Source organism: Microbacterium algihabitans (genome assembly GCF_032464975.1).
GTDB lineage: Bacteria > Actinomycetota > Actinomycetes > Actinomycetales > Microbacteriaceae > Microbacterium > Microbacterium algihabitans.
Window position 1 is genome coordinate 158,658 of record NZ_JAWDIU010000003.1, and the last position, 16,462, is coordinate 175,119.

Here is a 16,462-nt window from a genome sequence, read left to right on the forward strand (position 1 = left end):
CGGTGATCCCAGCGTAAGCCGCCGCGCCCCGGTCGGGCCCGGATCCGGTCAGGAGGCGGGAGCGACCAGTCGCGACACGCGCACGCGCACCGACGCGGGCACGTCGTCTCCCCCGGCGGCGCGAGCCGCGGCAGCCACCGACGCCGCGACCTCCGCCGCGTCGTCGTCGAGCGACACCCCGATGCAGACGGTGATGGCCCGAACCCCACCGGCCTCGTCGACCGCGGCGAGCGACCCCTCGACGTCGGTGACGTGCTCGAAGGCTCGAGCAACGACGGGGCGCGCCGAATAGCACTCGCGCACGCCCTGCACCGCCGTCACCGCCAGGTCGATGCGCGGAGCGAGTTCCGCTGCGCTGATGCCCGTCATCACTCTTCCCCCTCGTCGATGTGCACGTCGCCCACGGTGACGTCCACCCGTCCGACCCGCAGGTCGCCCTGCCTGTCGATGGCCGAACGGATGCCGTCGCGCATCTCGTCGACGGCGTCGGTCATCGCGCGACCGAACCGCACGCTCACCGTGACGGTGACATCCAGCGGAGCATCGGGCTCGGGCTGGTCGAGGCGCACGCGTCCGACCAGCACTCCCTCGATGCGGTCGCCGACCGTGCGGATGAGCTCGTAGAGCGCACCCTCCGTCACGACCAGTTCGGTTCCGTCGTCGGTGCGCGCCAGGGGGATGTCGCGGCCGGCTCGGAATTCGCGCATGACCTCGCGCATGATGCTGTCGTACCAGGACTCGGCGATCGGTTCGCTCGCCTGTTCGTCGACGATCTCGCGCGACAGTCGTCCCATGCGCTCCATCGACGCCAGGATTGCCTGGCACTCGGCATTGCGCTCGATCGCGGGGATGCGGGGGGTGCGTCCGCGGTCGAGGTACGCGGAGAGGTCTTCGAGGGAGTAGCCCGACCCCCCGATGTCGTCGTCGTGCTCGCTCATCCGGGTCACCTCCACTCCTGCATTCGTTCCAACACGGTCTTGCGGGCCCGAGCCAGTCGACCGCGCACGGTCGCCGCGGATTCTCCGACCTCGACGGCGATCTCGTCGTAGCTGTGGCCGCCGACCTCGCGCAGCACCCACACCACGCGGAGGTCTTCGGGAAGCTCGGCCAGCACCCTCTTCAACGCATCCATCTGCGACGACGCCACGACCGAGCGCTCCGGATCGTCGCGGCCGGACACCATCTCCTCTTCGATCTCCTCCGAGATCTTCCGGGAGCGCAGACGATCGGTCGCTTTGCGCGACACGATCGTCGTGAGCCAGCTTCGCACCTTCTCGGGTTCGGTGAGATCGGGCAGACGCCGCCACGCCGTGATCAGGGCCTCCTGCACGCAGTCGTCGGCGTCGGCGCGCGAGCCGGTCAAGCGCGTGGCGAAAGCCACTAGAAAAGGAGCGTGCCTTCGCACCAGCACGCCGAAGGCGAGGTGGTCGCCATCGGCCGCGCGCGATGCGAGGAACGCATCGGTGGCGGAGGACAGAGAGGGCATTGCGGTTCCTGTCGGTGCGGTTTCGGGATCGGGCCGTGGGCATAGCGAAACACCCCGAGCCGAAAGGGGTGCGACATCTTGACGAACGCGTCGCCGCGTGGCAGGGGCGCCGGGGCCGCCCGTCAACCCGCGGGTCGATGTCGAAGGGCGCCGCTATCGTCGTCGCCACCCCAACATCCCCGGAGGACTCCCATGCGCATCGCCCTCACCGGTTCATCCGGCAAGCTCGGCACCGTCGTCGCCCGCGAACTGCGCGCGGCCGGTCACGACGTCATCGGCCTCGACGTCCGCGGCGAGCGCGGCCCCGGCTTCGTCCAGGTCGAGCTCACCGACTACGGCCAGGTGATCGACGCCCTCGCCGGCGTGAACGACCAGCACGACGGTTTCGACGCGCTCGTGCACCTCGGGGCGATCCCGGCCCCCGGCATCCGCTCCGACGTCGCGACCTTCCACAACAACATGACGAGCACCTTCAACGTGTTCTGGGCGGCCGTGCGACTCGGCATCCGCAAGGTCGTCTACGCCTCGAGCGAGACGGTGCTCGGTCTGCCCTTCGATGTCCCGCCGCCCTACATCCCCGTCGACGAGGAGTATCCGCCGCGCCCCGAGTCGGTGTACTCGCTGGTCAAGACGCTCGAAGAGCGCATGGCGGTCGAGCTGGTGCGCTGGCACCCCGATCTCTCGATCACGGCGCTGCGCTTCTCGAACGTCATGGTGCCCGAGGACTACGCCGAATTCCCGTTCGACGACGACGCCCGCACGCGCAAGTGGAACCTGTGGGGCTACATCGACGCCCGCGACGGCGCCCAGGCGATCGAGCGTGCGCTCGAGACCGCGCCGGTCGGGTTCGACACGTTCATCATCGCGGCGGCCGACACCGTCATGACCCGGTCGAACGCCGACCTCGTGGCCGAGGTGTTCCCCGCCGTCGAGACGCGCGGCGACCTCGACGACACCCGCACGCTGCTGTCGATCGACAAGGCCCGCCGACTGCTCGGCTACGACCCGCAGCACTCGTGGCGGGACGAACGATGAGCGAGAACGCCTCCGACGAACCCGTCATCCCGCTGCCCACCGCCCAAGAGAAGGAAGTCAGTTTCCTCGCGCGCAGCGGAGCGGTGGTGACCCTCCGCCTCATCGACACGGGCCGGTTCGAGCTCAAGCTCGACACCCGCGGCGACTACACCGCCGAGCTGCGCTACGACGGAGAGACCTTCGAGGTGAGTCCCGCACCGGGCGTGCATGCGCTGGGTGGAAAGGGCCTCACCGCGACCGAGCTGTACGAGGGGTTCTGACGACGTTCTCTGACGAGGATTCCGGCCACGGGCGCAAGCCCGTGCGCCCCGTCGCCCCCGAGCGATTGACTGGGGTCCTCGACCCGCCCGGAGGATCACCGTGAACCACGACGCCGACACCTACGACATCGCCGTGATCGGGGCCGGGCCCGCGGGCACCGCCGCGGCCCTGCGCGCCGCCGAGCTCGGCGCCTCGGTGGTGGTGCTCGAGGCCGGACGCGTCGGCGGCACGTGCGTCAACACCGGCTGCGTCCCGACGCGCGTGCTCGCCAAGGCCGCGCGCCTGATGCGCGAGACGCGCTCCGCCGACGACTACGGCATCGTCGTGAACGAACCGCGCATCGATTGGGCCGCTGTCGTGAATCGCGTCCACGAGCGGGTGGATGCCGTGCGCTCCATCAAGCGCGAGGCCGAGCGTTTCGCCGCAGCCGGCGTCGACCTGGTGCACGAGGGTCGCGCGCGCTTCGCGGACGATCACACCCTGGTCCTCGACAGCGGACGCCGGATCCGCGCGGAGTCGATCCTGGTGTGCGTCGGCGGTCACTCGCGGCGTCTGCCGATCCCGGGCGCCGAGCTGGCGACCGTGCCCGAAGACGTGCTGTCGCTCACCGCGCTCCCCCGCCGCGTCGCCGTCATCGGCGCCGGCAACACCGGAGCGCAGCTGGTGACGGTGTTCCGTTCGTTCGGGTCGGAGGTCACCCTGCTCGACGTCGCGCCGCGTGTGCTCATGGCATCCGACGCCCGCATCTCCGAGGTCATCGCGTCGTCGTTCCGCGCGAACGGTGTCGACGTGCGCACCGGCATCGACACGGTCGAGAACCTCGAGCAGTCCTCCGACGGAGCCGTCACGCTCGCATGGAGGGCGGGCGGTGGCACCCGCACGACCGAGGTCGACGTAGTGATCATGGCCACCGGCTGGCCCGCCGATGTCGACGACCTCGGTCTCGAGAACGCCGGGGTCGAGGTCGTGCGCTCGGCGATCCCCGTCGACCGGTACTTCCGCACGATGGTCCCGCACATCCTCGCAGTCGGCGACGCCAACGGACGCGACATGCTCGTGCAGGCCGCGCAGTTCGAGGGCGAGGCGGCGGCCGAGAACGCGGTGCTCGGGGCTAACAGGCGAACGCCGCACCACCTGCTCCCCGCGGGTGGATTCACCGACCCCGACTACGCGGGCGTGGGCCTCACCGAAGAGCAGGCGCGCGACCGCGATCCCTCGTGCGTGGTCGCGACCGTGCGCTTCGCCGACCTCGACCGAGCCGTGATCGACGACCGCGAGAACGGCTTCCTCATGCTCATCGCCGACCGCCGCCGCGAGCTCGTGCTCGGCGCCCATGCGGTGGGCGAGAACGCGGTCGAGGTCATCCAGTCGGTGACCACGGCGATGGCCGCGGGGATCGACGTGGCGACCCTCGCGGGGGTGCGCTTCGCGTATCCGACCTACAGCGCGGTCATCGGCAACGCGGCGCGTGCGCTGCTGCGCGCGGACTCCCCCGCCCTGCTGGAGTGACACACTGACATCGTGAGCATCGCCGATTCCGCCACGACCTCGGGCGCCCCCGCGCGCCGCGGGCGGCCCGGATACGACCGCGAGGGCCTGCTGGCCGTCGCCGTGCAGTTGTTCAACGAGCAGGGCTACGACGCCACGAGCGTGGCCGACCTCGCCAAGCGTCTCGGACTGACCAAGTCGGCGCTGTACCACCACTTCTCCTCGAAGGAGGAGCTGCTCGCGGTCGCGCTCGAGGCGGCCCTGGGCGGCCTCGAAGCCGTGCTCGACGAGCCCGGCGCGCGCGAGGGTGCGGCATCCGACCGCCTGCGTCACGTGCTCACCGGCGCGACCGACGTGCTGGTGGCGCAGCTGCCCGCCGTCACGCTTCTGCTGCGGGTGCGCGGCAACAGCGCCGTGGAGCAGGCCGCGCTCGAGCGGCGGCGCGTCTTCGATCACCGCGTCACCGGACTCGTCGCCGAAGCCCAGGCCGAGGGCAGCGTGCGCGACGACGTCGACGCCGCCGTCGCCGCCCGCCTGCTGTTCGGCATGATCAACTCGGTCGTCGAGTGGTACCGCCCCGGGGGCAGCGTCGACGGCGACCGCCTCGGGGCCGACATCGTGCGCATCGCCCTCGACGGCCTGCGCACCGCCTGACCCGGCGCCCTCGCCTCGCGCGTGCTCCCACGACACCACGAAGGGGCCCCGCGCCGTGCGCAGGGGCCCCTCCTCGGCATCCGGGATCACGCCCGCAGATCGACGCCCTTCGGCTCCGTGATGAGCGAGACGGCGCCGAGCGAGATGAGCGCGGCGATCGCGATGTACACGCCGATCGTCCACGAGGCGCCGGTCGAGCGCAGCAGGGCCTCGGCGATCATCGGGGCGAAGGCTCCGCCCATGATCGCGCCGAGCGCGTAGCCGATCGAGACGCCCGAGTACCGCACGTTCGCGGGGAACATCTCGGCGTACAGCGCGGCCTGCGGTCCGTACGACAGGCCGAGGCCGAGCGTCATCACGAACAGCGCGACGAAGTACCAGACGATGTTCGCGGTGTCGATGAGGAACCACATCGGCACGGCCCACACGGCCAGCAGCAGGTAGCCGAGCTGGAAGGTGCGCACGCGTCCGAGACGGTCCGAGAGCCGGCCGCCCCACAGGGTGAAGCCGAGCCAGCCGAAGGATGCCAGGGTCGTGGCCAGCAGCACGGTGGGGCGATCCATGCCCAACGCCGTGACGGAGTACGTCGCGAAGAACGCGATGAGCAGGTAGCCCGCGGCGTTGTTGCCGATGAAGACGAACGCCGTCAGGGCGACCTGGCGCCAGTTCTTGCGGAACAGCTGACCGAGAGGGGCCGACGACTCCTTGCGGCGGCGCACGAGGTCTTCGAACACGGGGCTCTCCTCCACCGCGCGGCGGATGACGTATCCGACGACGATGAGCACGATCGAGAAGAGGAACGGCACGCGCCAGCCCCACGCGAGGAAGGCCTCGGCCGACATCGACGAGGTGAGGATCCACAGCGTCGCGGTGGCGAGGATCATGCCGACCGGCACCCCGATCTGCGGGTACGCGCCGAAGTAGCCGCGGCGGTTGACAGGGGCGTGCTCGACCGAGAGCAGGGCCGCACCGCCCCACTCGCCACCGGCCGAGAAGCCCTGCAGCACGCGCAGGAGGATGAGCAGGATGGGGGCGGCCACGCCGATCGCGGCGTAGGTCGGGAGCACGCCGATGAGGGCCGTCGAGACGCCCATCATGATGAGCGTGAGCACGAGCATCTTCTTGCGGCCGAGGCGGTCGCCGAGCCATCCGGCCACGACGGCGCCGAGCGGGCGGAAGAGGAACGAGATGCCGATCGTCGCGAACGACAGCACCTGGGCGATGGCCGGATCGGTCTGGGCGAGAGGGGCGAGGAACAGCGGCGCGAGCACGAGCCCCGCCGCCTGGGCGTAGATGAAGAAGTCGTACCACTCGATAGAGGTGCCCACGAGGGTGCCGGCGAGCACGCGCCGTTCCTCTCGCGAGATACCTGCGGTGGCACGGGTGGATGCCGGGGCGTGGGTGGTGGCCATGAGAACTCCGTCGTTCTGTGGGCAGGGCGGTGGATCTCGATCGGATCTGTTACCGACCGAGCGTTCAGTAATAGTGTCAGAGCCGGACGCGCTCGACAAGAGCGCACGAGTCGGCTGCGCACGAGCGCGGCGGAAGGAGCAGTCATGCCGGTGTGGAGCATCGTCCCCGGAGCCCTCGACGAGCGTCTCGGCATCACCGTCACCGAGCAGTCGGCCGACCGGGTCGCGGCCTCGATGCCGGTGGAGGGCAACACGCAGTCGCTCGGGCGCCTGCACGGCGGGGCGACCGCCGCCCTCGCCGAGGCAGTCGGCTCGTGGGCGGCCATGATCCACGCGTCGGGCTACGGCAAGGTCTGCGTCGGGGTCGACCTCAACATCACGCACCACCGCGGGGCAGGTGACGGGCGGATCCACGCCGTCGCCACGGCGGCGCACCGAGGTCGACGTCTCGCGACGTACGACGTCCACGTCACCGACGACGACGGCAGGCCGATCGCGACGGCCCGCATCACGAACCTGCTCGTCGACCCGGACGCGAAGCCCTAGCCGGACGGCGCAGTCGACGCCGGGCAAGGCGTCGCGACTCTGACATCCTGGAACGCATGACGGGTATCCGAGGGGTTGCGCCACCCCCATGCGGCGCAACCCCTCGCCCGTCGTCGTCAGACCCGAACATCGGACGACGGGCATGCGGGTGCCCTCTCGAAGCCGGAGACGGCACCCACCCCCACCAGTGCTGTGTCACCCCCGCCGCATTCCTTACACCGGGGTCGAAAAGTTTTTTCCGCGGCTCCGCCGTAAGGTTCACCGCCCTGGCGACACAGCCCGGGTACGAGCACGAGGAAAGACGGCGGTGACGGACGACGCGGGCTTCGTGGCGCTCTTCCGTGAGCACTACAACGCGGTCAGACGGTTCATCGAGCGACGCGTGTCGGATCGCGAGGCCGCCGACGACCTCACGATGGAGTGCTTCGAGATCGCGTGGCGCAAGCGGGATCCGCGAGAGCCGTTCGGATTGCCGTGGCTGTACCGCACGGCACGCAACCTCATCGCGAACGAGTACCGACGACGAGACAGGGAGGGGGCACTGTGGACGCACATCGAAGACCAGGTGCGCACTCTCTCGAGCTCGTCGGAGGGCGAGATGATCGAACGTCTGGTCGACGCGATCCGCGAGCTCTCCGAACGCGAGCGGGAGATCCTCTGGCTCACGTACTGGGAGGAGCTCTCGGCGGCCGAGGTGGGGATCGTCGTCGGCGCCAGTGCGGGGACCGTCTGGACCCGGTTGAACCGCGTGCGGGCGAAACTCCGGCCCTTGCTCGAGGGGACCACCGTCTCGGCGGAGGAGGTGTTCGATGACCGACGATGATCTGACCCGCGCCCTGCAGCGCCTCGATCCGGCGCGCACCCCCCTCGACGCCCCGATCCCGCTCGACGCCGAACGTCGAGCCCGTGCCTTCGCCGCGTCCGCGCAGAACACGCGCCGCCGACCGGCCTTCGTGACGTGGGGCTCCGCCGCCGCGGTCGTCGTCCTCGTGCTGGCGATCGTGACCGGAGTCCTGTGGATGCCGAGTTCGCCGGCATCCGCCCTCACTCCCCAACCTCTGGCGTTCACCGTGATCTCCGACGACGCCTCGCAGGTGATCGCGCAGGCGCGGCAACGCCTGACCGACGGCACCGGACCCGCCGAGCCCGAGCGCCGCTCGCTCTCTCTCGGCTGGTACTTCAGCGGGTCGCCCGACGAGGCCGAAGCGACGGTGTTCCGCCGCGAGTGGGTCGACGTCCGGTGGAACGCCGACCTGTCCGGTTCGGTCGTGACGACCGCCGCCGAGGCGACGAACGCGGCGGGAGACACGGTCCCGGCCGGAGAACCGACGCCGGGCACCGTCGTGGGCGACCTGACGTTCGTGCAGAACCAGTTCGCGCCCCTCTCCCCCACCCCACCCGAGCCGACGGTCGACGCGATGCGGGCACTGGTGCTCACCTCGACGGGCGCCGGCGATCAGTTGACGGCGGGCGATGCGATGCTCGGGGCGCGCGCCCTGCTCGGCGAGTGGACGCTCACCGGTCCGCAGCAGGCAGCCCTGCTCGAGGTCGTCGGCCAGGCCCCCGGACTCCGCGTGGTCGGAACGGCCTTCGACCGCCTCGGCCGCCCGGTCGTCGGTCTCGCCGCGGTGCCGTCGGGGCTGACCACGTCGGAGTCGACTCTGTTGCTCTCGGCCGACACGGGGCGCATCGTCGGGTTCGAATCCGCGCTCCTCGCCGACAGCGACACTCTGAAGCTCCCCGCGGGATCCATCACCGATTACACCCTCTGGGATGTCCTTGACAGGAAGGCGGACACCGAATGACCAGCACCGACCAGCTGCACCCCGACATCGCCGCGGCCCTCCGCGAGATCCCGGGCGGCGTCGTCATCGACTCCCATCACGCCGAATGGCCCGAGCTGGGCATGACCATGGACGTCCCCTCCGGCACCGAGCGCGCGGTCGGAAGCTGCGCCGACGGCAACGTCTGCGCCTTCAGCGGATCGAGCCTCTCGGGCACGCGCGTGTCGTTCTCGACGTGCGGCACCTACTCCCCCGGCATCACCGTGCGCTCGATCGCCGACGCGCGATCCTCCGGTTACGTCCAGGCGCGTTCGTCGTCGGGCGCGGTGCTGGCCACGGCGATCGCGACCTCGTGGGCGAACGTCTCGGGCACCGTCGCGACGCTGAACTGCGTGCCCTGAGCGCAGCTCACCGCCAGGGGCGCTCCGACCGCCGGCGCCAGTAGTCGTCGGGATCGGTCGCGAGCTCGTCCGGGGCCGCGACGGGGCCCGCCTGCACCCCGCGGCGCAGGTGCGCGGCCGTCGTCGCTCCGCTGAGCACGATGTCGGCCCAGGGCTGCGCTCGTGCGGCGCCGAGGGCGAACACGTCGGGCGAGAGTCCGGATGCCAGGCGGTCGAGGCGGCTGCCCGACTCGGCGTGCGCGAGCTCGCCGTTGGCGAGAGCCTCTTTCACCACCACTGTCCAGCCGTCGTCGTGGGCCGTCTGCAGGGCCGGCGCGACCGAGGTCTCGAGCAGGTTCCACGTCGACTGCACCACCGAGAAGGGGTGCTCATCGACCGCGAGGGCGGCGTGGATCAGCTCGCCCTGGTGCGGCCCGCTCGTCGACAGGCCGACGCGGACGCCGCGGTCGCGCAGGGCGCGCAGCCGGTCGAGCAGGACGGCATCCGACAGCGCGGGACTGTCGGGGGTCACCGAGTGGATGAGGGAGAAGTCCGGAGCCGAGCCCAGCGCCGCGAGCGTCTCGGGCCACTGCCGGTCGAACATGGCGACCGAGTGCTCTTTGCGCTCGTGCACCGCGGCATCCATCCGCCATTCACCGACGTAGGCGTAGCCCCACTTCGAACCGATCGTCAGCGCGGCGCGACGCTCCGGATGCCGTGCGAGCCACGACCCGAGGAACTCCTCCGCGCGCCCGTACGAGCGGGCCGCGTCGACGTAGCGGATGCCGAGAGCCCACGCCTCGTCGAGCAGCGCGTGCGCACGGTCGCGCAACGCCTCGATCGAGCGCGAGGCCGGATCGCCGAGATCCTCGTCGCGGGCCGTGGTGATGTAGGCGGGGCGGCCGACGGCGGCGAGGCCGAGACCGAGGCGGGCGACGTGCATGCTCCGACGCTAGCGGCGGGGAACACGACACGACAGCGCGCGGTTGCACCCGCCATGACCTTGCGCGACCCGTACACCGACGACCGGCAGCCGATCTGCCCGGCGTGCGGGGTGACGATGCATCCTCTGCTCGACGAGCAGGTCACCGCCGACGAGTGCCGCGAGTGCGGCTTCCAGGTCGACTGGGCGGCACCGGATGCCGCGCGGCCCGACGACGATCGCGGCTACCGCGACCGCTGGGCCGACGAGAGTTGAGGCCCCGACCCCCGCGGCGTCAGCGTCCCGACGCGGGCGCCACCAGGTCGAACTCGGCGTCGAGCGCCGCGATCTCCGCTTCGGCCGCGGCGACCGCACGGGCACGCTCCGCGGCGGGAAGCCACGACGCCTCGAACGAGGCGACGGCCATGCGGCGCACCTGGTCGGCGGTGGCGCCGATCTGCTCAGAGACGATGCGGTACTCGGATGCCAACGTGGTGGGGAACATGCCGGGGTCGTCGGAGCACGGGATGACGTTGAGGCCCGCGTCGAGCATCGCCGAGATCGACGCGCGTCGCCACGGACGCCACGACCGGCGCGAGGTGGTGGAGGCGACGGTGAAGGCGACCTGCTGATCGCGTAGCCGCGCGACGACCTCGTCGTCTTCGAGCACGTAGTAGCCGTGGTCGATGCGGTCGCAGCCCAGCTCGTCGAGACACGTGATCGTGTTGACGGCGGTGGGGGCGTGCTCCGACGAGTGGGCCGTGCGGCCGAGGCCCGCCTCGCCCGCGAGCCGGTACGCGTCGACGAAGCGCTCGGGGGGACCTGCGGTCTCGAGGTTGTCGAGGCCGATGCCGGCGACGTAGGGGTGCGGGTTGTCGACGACGCGGCGCACGACCTCGAGGGCTTCGTCGCCGCTACGGCTGCGGTCGATGCCCTGGATCATGAGCCCCGTCATACCGAAGTCGCGCTCGGCACGGCGGATTCCCTCGGCGTAGGCCTCGACCGCGCCCGAGTAGCCGAGCGAGGCGAGATGCGGCGGGAGCGCGTCGAAGAAGAGCTCGAGGTGACGGGTACCGCTGAGGCGGTGGGCGTCTTCGAAGGCCTCGTAGACGATGCGGGTCAGATCGTCGGCGTCGCGCAGCACCTCGACCACCCAGTTCGACACCTGGAACAGCGAGTACGACACGGCGGGCTCATCGGCGCCGCGCTCCTGAGGCACCGGGATGCGGGTGTGCCGGTACAGGGCGGGATCCGGCGGCAGCGAGTTGATGTCGGCGAAGATGCGCTCGGGGTCGGCCGGCAGGGCGAGCGACTCCCGTCGCGCCAGCTCGGCGAACGTCGCGGGGCGCACCGTGCCGATGAGGTGGCAGTGCAGATCGGCCTTGGGCAGGCGGTGGAGGTACGCGGCGGGCAGGGGCTGTGCGGACATGGTGGAGCCGTTCGTGCGTGGTGGAGCGGAGGGGACCCGGCCACCGAGCGGGGGGATCTCGGTGGCCGGGCGGGCGGTCGCCCGGCGTGGGGCACGGACGACCGGTCGGGGGGTCAGCGCGAGGTGACCTCACGGGCGAAACGTTCGACCCACTGACCGCGGTTGGGGAGGATCTCCGCCGGGTCGAGCGTCGAGTAGCCGGCGGCGACCGGGTCGGCGGCGATGTCGCCGACGACGGCGGTGATCTCGGCGGGGATCTCGGCGTCGAGGGCGACGGGCAGGTCGCCGACGATCTTGGCCGACTGGCTCTGGGCCTCGGTGGAGAGCAGGTAGTCGACGAAGGCGTAGGCGCCCTCGACGTTCGGCGCACCCGCGGGGATCATGGCGCGGTTGGTCGCCATGTAGCGGCCCTCGGTCGGCGCCGTCCACGCGACCGGCTCACCCGAGGCGATCAGCGTGGTCGCGAACCCGCTGAGCGCGTCGGCGGCGACGATCTCGCCCTGCGTGAGCAGGTTGGTCACCTCGGTCGACGACGAGTAGAACTGCAGGATGCCGGGGGCCCAGCCGCCGATGGTCGAGTAGGCCGTGTCGATGTCGAACGGGCCGCTGCCGAACGCGTCGGCGACGCCCGAGACGGCGAGCTGACCGGCGGTGACCGAGATGTCGGGGAACGCCAGGCGACCGCTGAGGGCGGGGTCGGCGTAGAGCGACCAGTCGGCGGCCTGCGCCGCGGTGACCTCGCCGGTGTTGTAGATGGTGCCGTTCAGCTGGTAGCTGTACGCGGGGCCGTCGAAGCCCTCCTCGACGGCGAAGTCGGCGATGTTCGCCAGGTTGGGCACGTTCGACTCGTCGAACGACTGGAACAGGTCTTTCTCCTGTCCGGATGCCGCGAAGGTGTCGGAGATCAGCATCACGTCGATGCCGGGATCCCCAGCGGCCAGCTGCAGCTGCGACAGACGGTCGGCGTTGCTGCCGGTCTCGACCTCGACCTTGATCCCGGTCTTCTCAGTGAAGGGGTCGATGACGGCCTTCTGGAACTCCTCGACGCCGAACGGGAAGGTGCTGACGACGATGGTGTCGCTCGCCGCGGCATCGCCGCCGCCGGAGGAGCCGGAGCATCCCGTGGCGATGAGCGCGGTGGCGGCGAAGACGGACGAGGCCGCGAGGATGCGGCGGGGGGTGCGGTTCATGCGGTGTCCTCTCGAACGGCGGGCGGGGCCGGCCGACGTGTGCGGTGGGGCGGGGCGGGTGGAGCAGGCAGGGGAAGCGCGCGGGTCAGGCCGCGAGCCGGATGAGTCGCGCGGCGGGTGCCGACACGGTGACGCTCTGGCCCGGGCGGGCCGTGACGTCTTCGTCGCGGACGTCGGCGACGAGGCGGACCGTCTCTCCGGCGCGGTCGACGGTCTCGACGGTGACGAGGCGGTCGACGCCGCGGTACGCCACGTCGGTGACGACGCCGTCGATCGAGAGTCCGGATGCCGCCGACGCACCGAGTGTCAGGTGCTCGGGCCTCACGGTGGTGAGCGACCCGTCGGCATCCGTCACGAAGTTCTCGTAGCCCAGGAACTCGGCGACGAACCGGTTGGCCGGAGCGCCGAACACCTCGGAGGGAGCGCCCTCCTGCATGATGCGGCCGGCGCGCATGAGCACCATGCGGTCGGACATCTCGAGGGCTTCGTCCTGATCGTGGGTGACGAGCACGACGGTGAGGCCGGTCTCGGCCTGGATGCGACGGATCTCGGCGCGCATCTGCACGCGCAGGCGGGCGTCGAGGTTCGACAGGGGCTCATCGAGCAGCAGCAGGGTCGGGCGGATGGCGATCGCGCGGGCGAGGGCGACACGCTGCTGCTGCCCGCCCGAGAGCTTCTTGGGCCGGCTCGCGGCGAGGTGCCCGAGCCCCACGAGGTCGAGGGCCTCGGCGACCCGGCGTTTGCGTTCGGTCGGGGCGACCTTGCGCAGCTTCAGGCCGTAGCCGACGTTCTCGGCCACGCTCATGTGCGGGAACAGCGCGTACGACTGGAACACCATGCCGAGGCCGCGCTTCTCGGGAGGCAGGCGCGTGGCATCCGTTCCCGCGATCATGATGCGCCCGGAGGTGGGCTGCGTGTAGCCGGCGAGCATGCGCAGCGACGTGGTCTTGCCGCACCCGCTCGGGCCGAGCAGCGTCGTGAGCTTGCCCATGGGGATGGCGAGGTCGATGTCGTCGACGGTGGTGAAGTCGCCGAAGCGCTGGGTGACCCCGACGAATTCTGCTGCAGTGGTCATCGGTTGATCCCTCCGAAGATGCGGGCGAAGCCGACCGTGCGTTCGGCGATGACGGCCACGACGACCGTGCCCGCGAGGATGATGGTGCTGGTCGCCGCGACCATGGGGTCGTAGCTCTGCTGCACGTAGTCGAGCATCGTGACCGGGAGCGTGCGGAAGTCGCGGCTCTGGAGCAGCAGCGACAGCGGCACGTTGTTGAACGAGGTGACGAAGCTCAGCAGCCCGGCGGAGAAGATGCCGGGGCGCAGCAGCGGCAGGGTCACGGTGAAGAAGGTGCGCACCGGCGAGGCGCCGAGGCCGCGGGCGGCTTCTTCGACACCGGGGTCGGCGAGCGCGAGCGAGGCACCCGTCACGCGCACCGCGTACGGGAGCATCAGCACCGTGTGACCGATCAGCAGCACGGGGAAGTTGTCGAGACGCAGACCGATGATCAGCTGCTGGTAGAGCGCCAGGCCGACGACCAGCTCGGGCACGATCAGCGGCGACAGGAACAACCCCTCGACGATGCCCTTGCCGGGAAGACGGCCGCGATGGATCGCCAGGGTCACCGGCACGCCGATCACCAGTGCGAGCAGCGTTGCGAGCAGGGCGAGCTCGAGGCTCGACACCAGGGCCGACAGGAACGGGTCGTACGAGAAGGCGGCTTCGAACCAGCGCAGCGAGAAACCCTCGGGCGGGAACTTCAGCGAGCGACCGGCGGTGAACGCGGTGGCGACCACGAAGAGGATCGGAACGATCATCACGATGTAGCCGGCGACGGCGAGCGAGGCCGCGACGGGACGCGAGGTCTTCACGAGGTGGCCCCCCGTCGTCCGACGACGGCCGACAGCCCCGACACCGCGAAGACCAGGACGGTCATGATGATCGCGGTCGCGCTGGCGGCGGCCCAGTCGATGCTGACGCTCGAGTACGAGTAGAGCTGCGTCGACAGCATGCGCTGGCTCGACCCGCCCAGAAGGTACGGCGTCGTGTAGGCGGTGACGCTCCCGGCGAAGACCAGAGTCGCCGCCACCACCATGCCGGGAGCCGACAGCGGCACGACGATTCCCCAGAAGGTGCGGGTGCGACCGGCGCCGAGTCCGCGGGCGGCGTCGTCGAGGCCCGGGTCGACCTGGGCGACGGCGGAGTAGCACGAGATCACCGCGAGCGGGAGGAAGAGCTGCGTGAGGCCGAGCACGATCGCCAGCTCCGTGTAGAGCAGCTGGGGCGCCTTCTCGACGAGCCCGAGCCCGACGAGCAGTTGTCCGACCGCGCCGTTCGAGCCCAGCAGCACGAGCCAACCGAAGGTGCGCACGACGTTGCTGAGCAGCAGCGGGAAGATCGCGAGGGCGAGCAGCACGCCCGCCCAGCGGGAGGTCGAGCGGGCCAGCAGGTACGCGATCGGGAAGCCGAGCACGATGCAGACGATCGTGACGATGAGCCCGAGGCCGACGGTGCGTCCGATGATCGCGAGGTCGTAGGGGTCGGTCAGCATGCGGCCGAGGCGCTCGAAGATGTCGAGCGCGCTGACTCCGGGAGGTGCGAAGAGCATCGCCACCGAGGGGACGAGGAACCCCACCAGCAGCAGCGCCAGCCCCGGCAGGGCGAGCAGTCCGGTACGGCGTGACAGCACGGGCGGACTCCGTTCGTGAGGGGGTTTGCAACCGGTTGCGCAACCGGTTGTTACCACCGTAGGGCGCTCGCGAGCCGAAATGCGACCCCTCGTGTAAACAGCGTGTAAAACGCCGTCCCGCCGCCAACGCAACCGGTTGTCACGGCTCAGTAGGATGATCGGACTGTGCGCGAGGCTCGCGTCAGCGGAAGGGGAATCCGTGACGACGCTCGCCGACGTCGCCGCTCTGGCCGGTGTGGCCAAGTCGACGGCATCCCGGGCGCTCGGGCGCCCCGATCTCGTCGCCCCCGAGACGGTCGCGCGCGTTCGCGCCGCCGCGGTGCAGCTCGGGTTCGTTCCGAATCGCGCGGCCAGTCACCTCGCCCGTGGCGACAGCGGCATCGTCGCCCTCGTCGTGCCGACCCTCGACAACGCCTTCTTCACGCCCATCATCGCCGGGGCGCAGGCCCGCGCTCGCGCATCCGACCTGCAGCTCACCGTCGCGGTGCACCCGCTCGACGACGCCGACGACATCGTGGACCTGGGGCGCCTCATGCGTCAGGTCGACGGATGCATCCTGGTCGCCCCGCGCGCGCCCGACGTTGTCGTGCGCGAGGTGGGCGCCTTCGGCCCGACAGTGCTCGTCGACAGGGAGGTCGCGGGAATGACCTCGCTCGTCGCCGACACCGCGCGCGCCTTCGCCGACCTCGCCGCGCGCTTCGCGGACGACGGGCACCGGGCGATCGCCTACCTGGGCGGTCCGGAGGGATCGTGGCAGGATGCGCAGCGGAGCGCGGCGATCGACCGGGCGGTCGGCGACCGCGTCGCGCTGACCCGACTGGGACCCTTCCCCGCGACCTTCGCGGCCGGGGTCGGTGCGGCCGATGCGGTGGTGACCTCGGGCGCGACCGCCGTGGTGCCCTATGCGACGTCGATCGGGCTGGGACTCGTCTTCGCGCTGAGGGCGCGGGGAGTCTCGTCACCCGGCGAGATCGTCGTGAGTGCCGAGCGCCTGGTCGCCGAGGCCATCGGGGCCGACGAGGTGCCGGCGATCGACGTGGACGGCGACGAGCTGGGCCGCGAGGCGATGGCCGCGCTCGTCGATCTGCTCGCCACCGGCGCCGACGCCGGCGAACGACGCCGCCTCGACGTGGCGGTGCACTGGCCCGAGACCACCCCGGTCTGACGCATCCCGGGCCGGTGCGGGTC

At 71.0% G+C, this 16,462-nt stretch carries 20 protein-coding genes; 10 read left to right on the forward strand and 10 right to left on the reverse strand.

All coding sequences use genetic code 11. The features are described 5' to 3' along the window. Nucleotides 1-48: 48 nt before the first annotated feature. Genes RWH43_RS10355 through RWH43_RS10365 form a run of 3 tightly spaced genes read right to left on the reverse strand, consistent with a single transcriptional unit; the run spans nt 49 to nt 1,486 of the window. Nucleotides 49-369 (reverse strand): hypothetical protein, encoded by a 321-nt coding sequence (locus tag RWH43_RS10355; RefSeq protein WP_316001427.1) that lies wholly within the window; start codon nt 367-369, stop codon nt 49-51. Beyond that, on the reverse strand, nt 369-938 hold the full coding sequence (locus RWH43_RS10360; protein ID WP_144832685.1) for an Asp23/Gls24 family envelope stress response protein: 570 nt from the start codon (nt 936-938) through the stop codon (nt 369-371). The genes RWH43_RS10355 and RWH43_RS10360 overlap by 1 nt, the downstream gene beginning before the upstream one ends. 5 nt (nt 939-943) lie before the next feature. After that, nucleotides 944-1,486: an RNA polymerase sigma factor gene (locus RWH43_RS10365; protein WP_316001428.1), complete on the reverse strand. Its 543-nt coding sequence runs from the start codon at nt 1,484-1,486 to the stop codon at nt 944-946. Between the two features lie 192 nt (nt 1,487-1,678). On the opposite strand from RWH43_RS10365, the gene RWH43_RS10370 reads away from it, so the two are divergent. From RWH43_RS10370 to RWH43_RS10385, 4 genes are all read left to right on the forward strand, one after another. Beyond that, on the forward strand, nt 1,679-2,521 hold the full coding sequence (locus RWH43_RS10370) for an NAD-dependent epimerase/dehydratase family protein (RefSeq protein ID WP_144832679.1): 843 nt from the start codon (nt 1,679-1,681) through the stop codon (nt 2,519-2,521). After that, nucleotides 2,518-2,781, forward strand: a complete 264-nt coding sequence (locus RWH43_RS10375; RefSeq protein WP_144832676.1) for a hypothetical protein — start codon at nt 2,518-2,520, stop codon at nt 2,779-2,781. Before RWH43_RS10370 ends, RWH43_RS10375 begins: the two co-directional genes overlap by 4 nt. Nucleotides 2,782-2,881: 100 nt before the next feature. Beyond that, nucleotides 2,882-4,291, forward strand: coding sequence for a dihydrolipoyl dehydrogenase family protein (locus tag RWH43_RS10380; RefSeq protein WP_316001429.1), 1,410 nt, complete (start codon nt 2,882-2,884; stop codon nt 4,289-4,291). 18 nt (nt 4,292-4,309) lie between these two features. Then, nucleotides 4,310-4,924, forward strand: coding sequence for a TetR/AcrR family transcriptional regulator (locus RWH43_RS10385; protein ID WP_373459227.1), 615 nt, complete (start codon nt 4,310-4,312; stop codon nt 4,922-4,924). Between the two features lie 86 nt (nt 4,925-5,010). Here RWH43_RS10385 and RWH43_RS10390 read toward each other — a convergent pair whose 3' ends face one another. After that, nucleotides 5,011-6,336: an MFS transporter gene (locus tag RWH43_RS10390; protein ID WP_144832667.1), complete on the reverse strand. Its 1,326-nt coding sequence runs from the start codon at nt 6,334-6,336 to the stop codon at nt 5,011-5,013. Between the two features lie 144 nt (nt 6,337-6,480). Between RWH43_RS10390 and RWH43_RS10395 the strand changes: the two genes are divergently transcribed. The 4 genes from RWH43_RS10395 (at nt 6,481) to RWH43_RS10410 (ending at nt 9,067) form a co-directional block, all read left to right on the forward strand. Next, nucleotides 6,481-6,882, forward strand: coding sequence for a PaaI family thioesterase (locus tag RWH43_RS10395; protein ID WP_316001430.1), 402 nt, complete (start codon nt 6,481-6,483; stop codon nt 6,880-6,882). A gap of 307 nt (nt 6,883-7,189) precedes the next feature. Then, a complete protein-coding gene (locus RWH43_RS10400; RefSeq protein WP_316001431.1) occupies nt 7,190-7,705 on the forward strand; it encodes an RNA polymerase sigma factor in 516 nt (171 codons plus the stop codon). Continuing rightward, the gene (locus RWH43_RS10405) at nt 7,692-8,687 is read left to right on the forward strand and encodes a hypothetical protein (protein ID WP_144832657.1); all 996 of its coding nucleotides are present in this window, start codon (nt 7,692-7,694) and stop codon (nt 8,685-8,687) included. The genes RWH43_RS10400 and RWH43_RS10405 overlap by 14 nt, the downstream gene beginning before the upstream one ends. Beyond that, nucleotides 8,684-9,067, forward strand: coding sequence for a hypothetical protein (locus tag RWH43_RS10410; RefSeq protein WP_144832654.1), 384 nt, complete (start codon nt 8,684-8,686; stop codon nt 9,065-9,067). The genes RWH43_RS10405 and RWH43_RS10410 overlap by 4 nt, the downstream gene beginning before the upstream one ends. 7 nt (nt 9,068-9,074) lie before the next feature. Here RWH43_RS10410 and RWH43_RS10415 read toward each other — a convergent pair whose 3' ends face one another. After that, on the reverse strand, nt 9,075-9,989 hold the full coding sequence (locus tag RWH43_RS10415; RefSeq protein WP_316001432.1) for an aldo/keto reductase: 915 nt from the start codon (nt 9,987-9,989) through the stop codon (nt 9,075-9,077). Nucleotides 9,990-10,043: 54 nt separating this feature from the next. Here RWH43_RS10415 and RWH43_RS10420 point away from each other — a divergent pair, with 54 nt between their 5' ends. Then, on the forward strand, nt 10,044-10,244 hold the full coding sequence (locus RWH43_RS10420) for a TFIIB-type zinc ribbon-containing protein (RefSeq protein WP_230705065.1): 201 nt from the start codon (nt 10,044-10,046) through the stop codon (nt 10,242-10,244). 19 nt (nt 10,245-10,263) lie between these two features. Here the strand turns inward: RWH43_RS10420 and RWH43_RS10425 are convergent, their stop codons facing one another. The 5 genes from RWH43_RS10425 to RWH43_RS10445 form a co-directional block, all read right to left on the reverse strand. Continuing rightward, nucleotides 10,264-11,397: an adenosine deaminase family protein gene (locus RWH43_RS10425; RefSeq protein WP_316001433.1), complete on the reverse strand. Its 1,134-nt coding sequence runs from the start codon at nt 11,395-11,397 to the stop codon at nt 10,264-10,266. A gap of 113 nt (nt 11,398-11,510) precedes the next feature. Continuing rightward, entirely contained in the window at nt 11,511-12,587 is a 1,077-nt protein-coding gene (locus RWH43_RS10430) for an ABC transporter substrate-binding protein (protein ID WP_154097331.1), read from the reverse strand. 85 nt (nt 12,588-12,672) lie between these two features. Then, nucleotides 12,673-13,662 carry an ABC transporter ATP-binding protein gene (locus RWH43_RS10435; RefSeq protein WP_316001434.1) on the reverse strand — a complete coding sequence of 330 codons (990 nt, stop codon included), beginning with the start codon at nt 13,660-13,662 and terminating at the stop codon, nt 12,673-12,675. Beyond that, complete coding sequence (locus RWH43_RS10440) at nt 13,659-14,456, reverse strand: ABC transporter permease (RefSeq protein ID WP_144832639.1); 798 nt, start codon at nt 14,454-14,456, stop codon at nt 13,659-13,661. Before RWH43_RS10440 ends, RWH43_RS10435 begins: the two co-directional genes overlap by 4 nt. Beyond that, nucleotides 14,453-15,274: an ABC transporter permease gene (locus RWH43_RS10445; protein WP_144832636.1), complete on the reverse strand. Its 822-nt coding sequence runs from the start codon at nt 15,272-15,274 to the stop codon at nt 14,453-14,455. Before RWH43_RS10445 ends, RWH43_RS10440 begins: the two co-directional genes overlap by 4 nt. Before the next feature lie 199 nt (nt 15,275-15,473). Between RWH43_RS10445 and RWH43_RS10450 the strand changes: the two genes are divergently transcribed. Continuing rightward, nucleotides 15,474-16,439, forward strand: coding sequence for a LacI family DNA-binding transcriptional regulator (locus tag RWH43_RS10450; protein WP_144832632.1), 966 nt, complete (start codon nt 15,474-15,476; stop codon nt 16,437-16,439). Nucleotides 16,440-16,462: the final 23 nt, after the last annotated feature.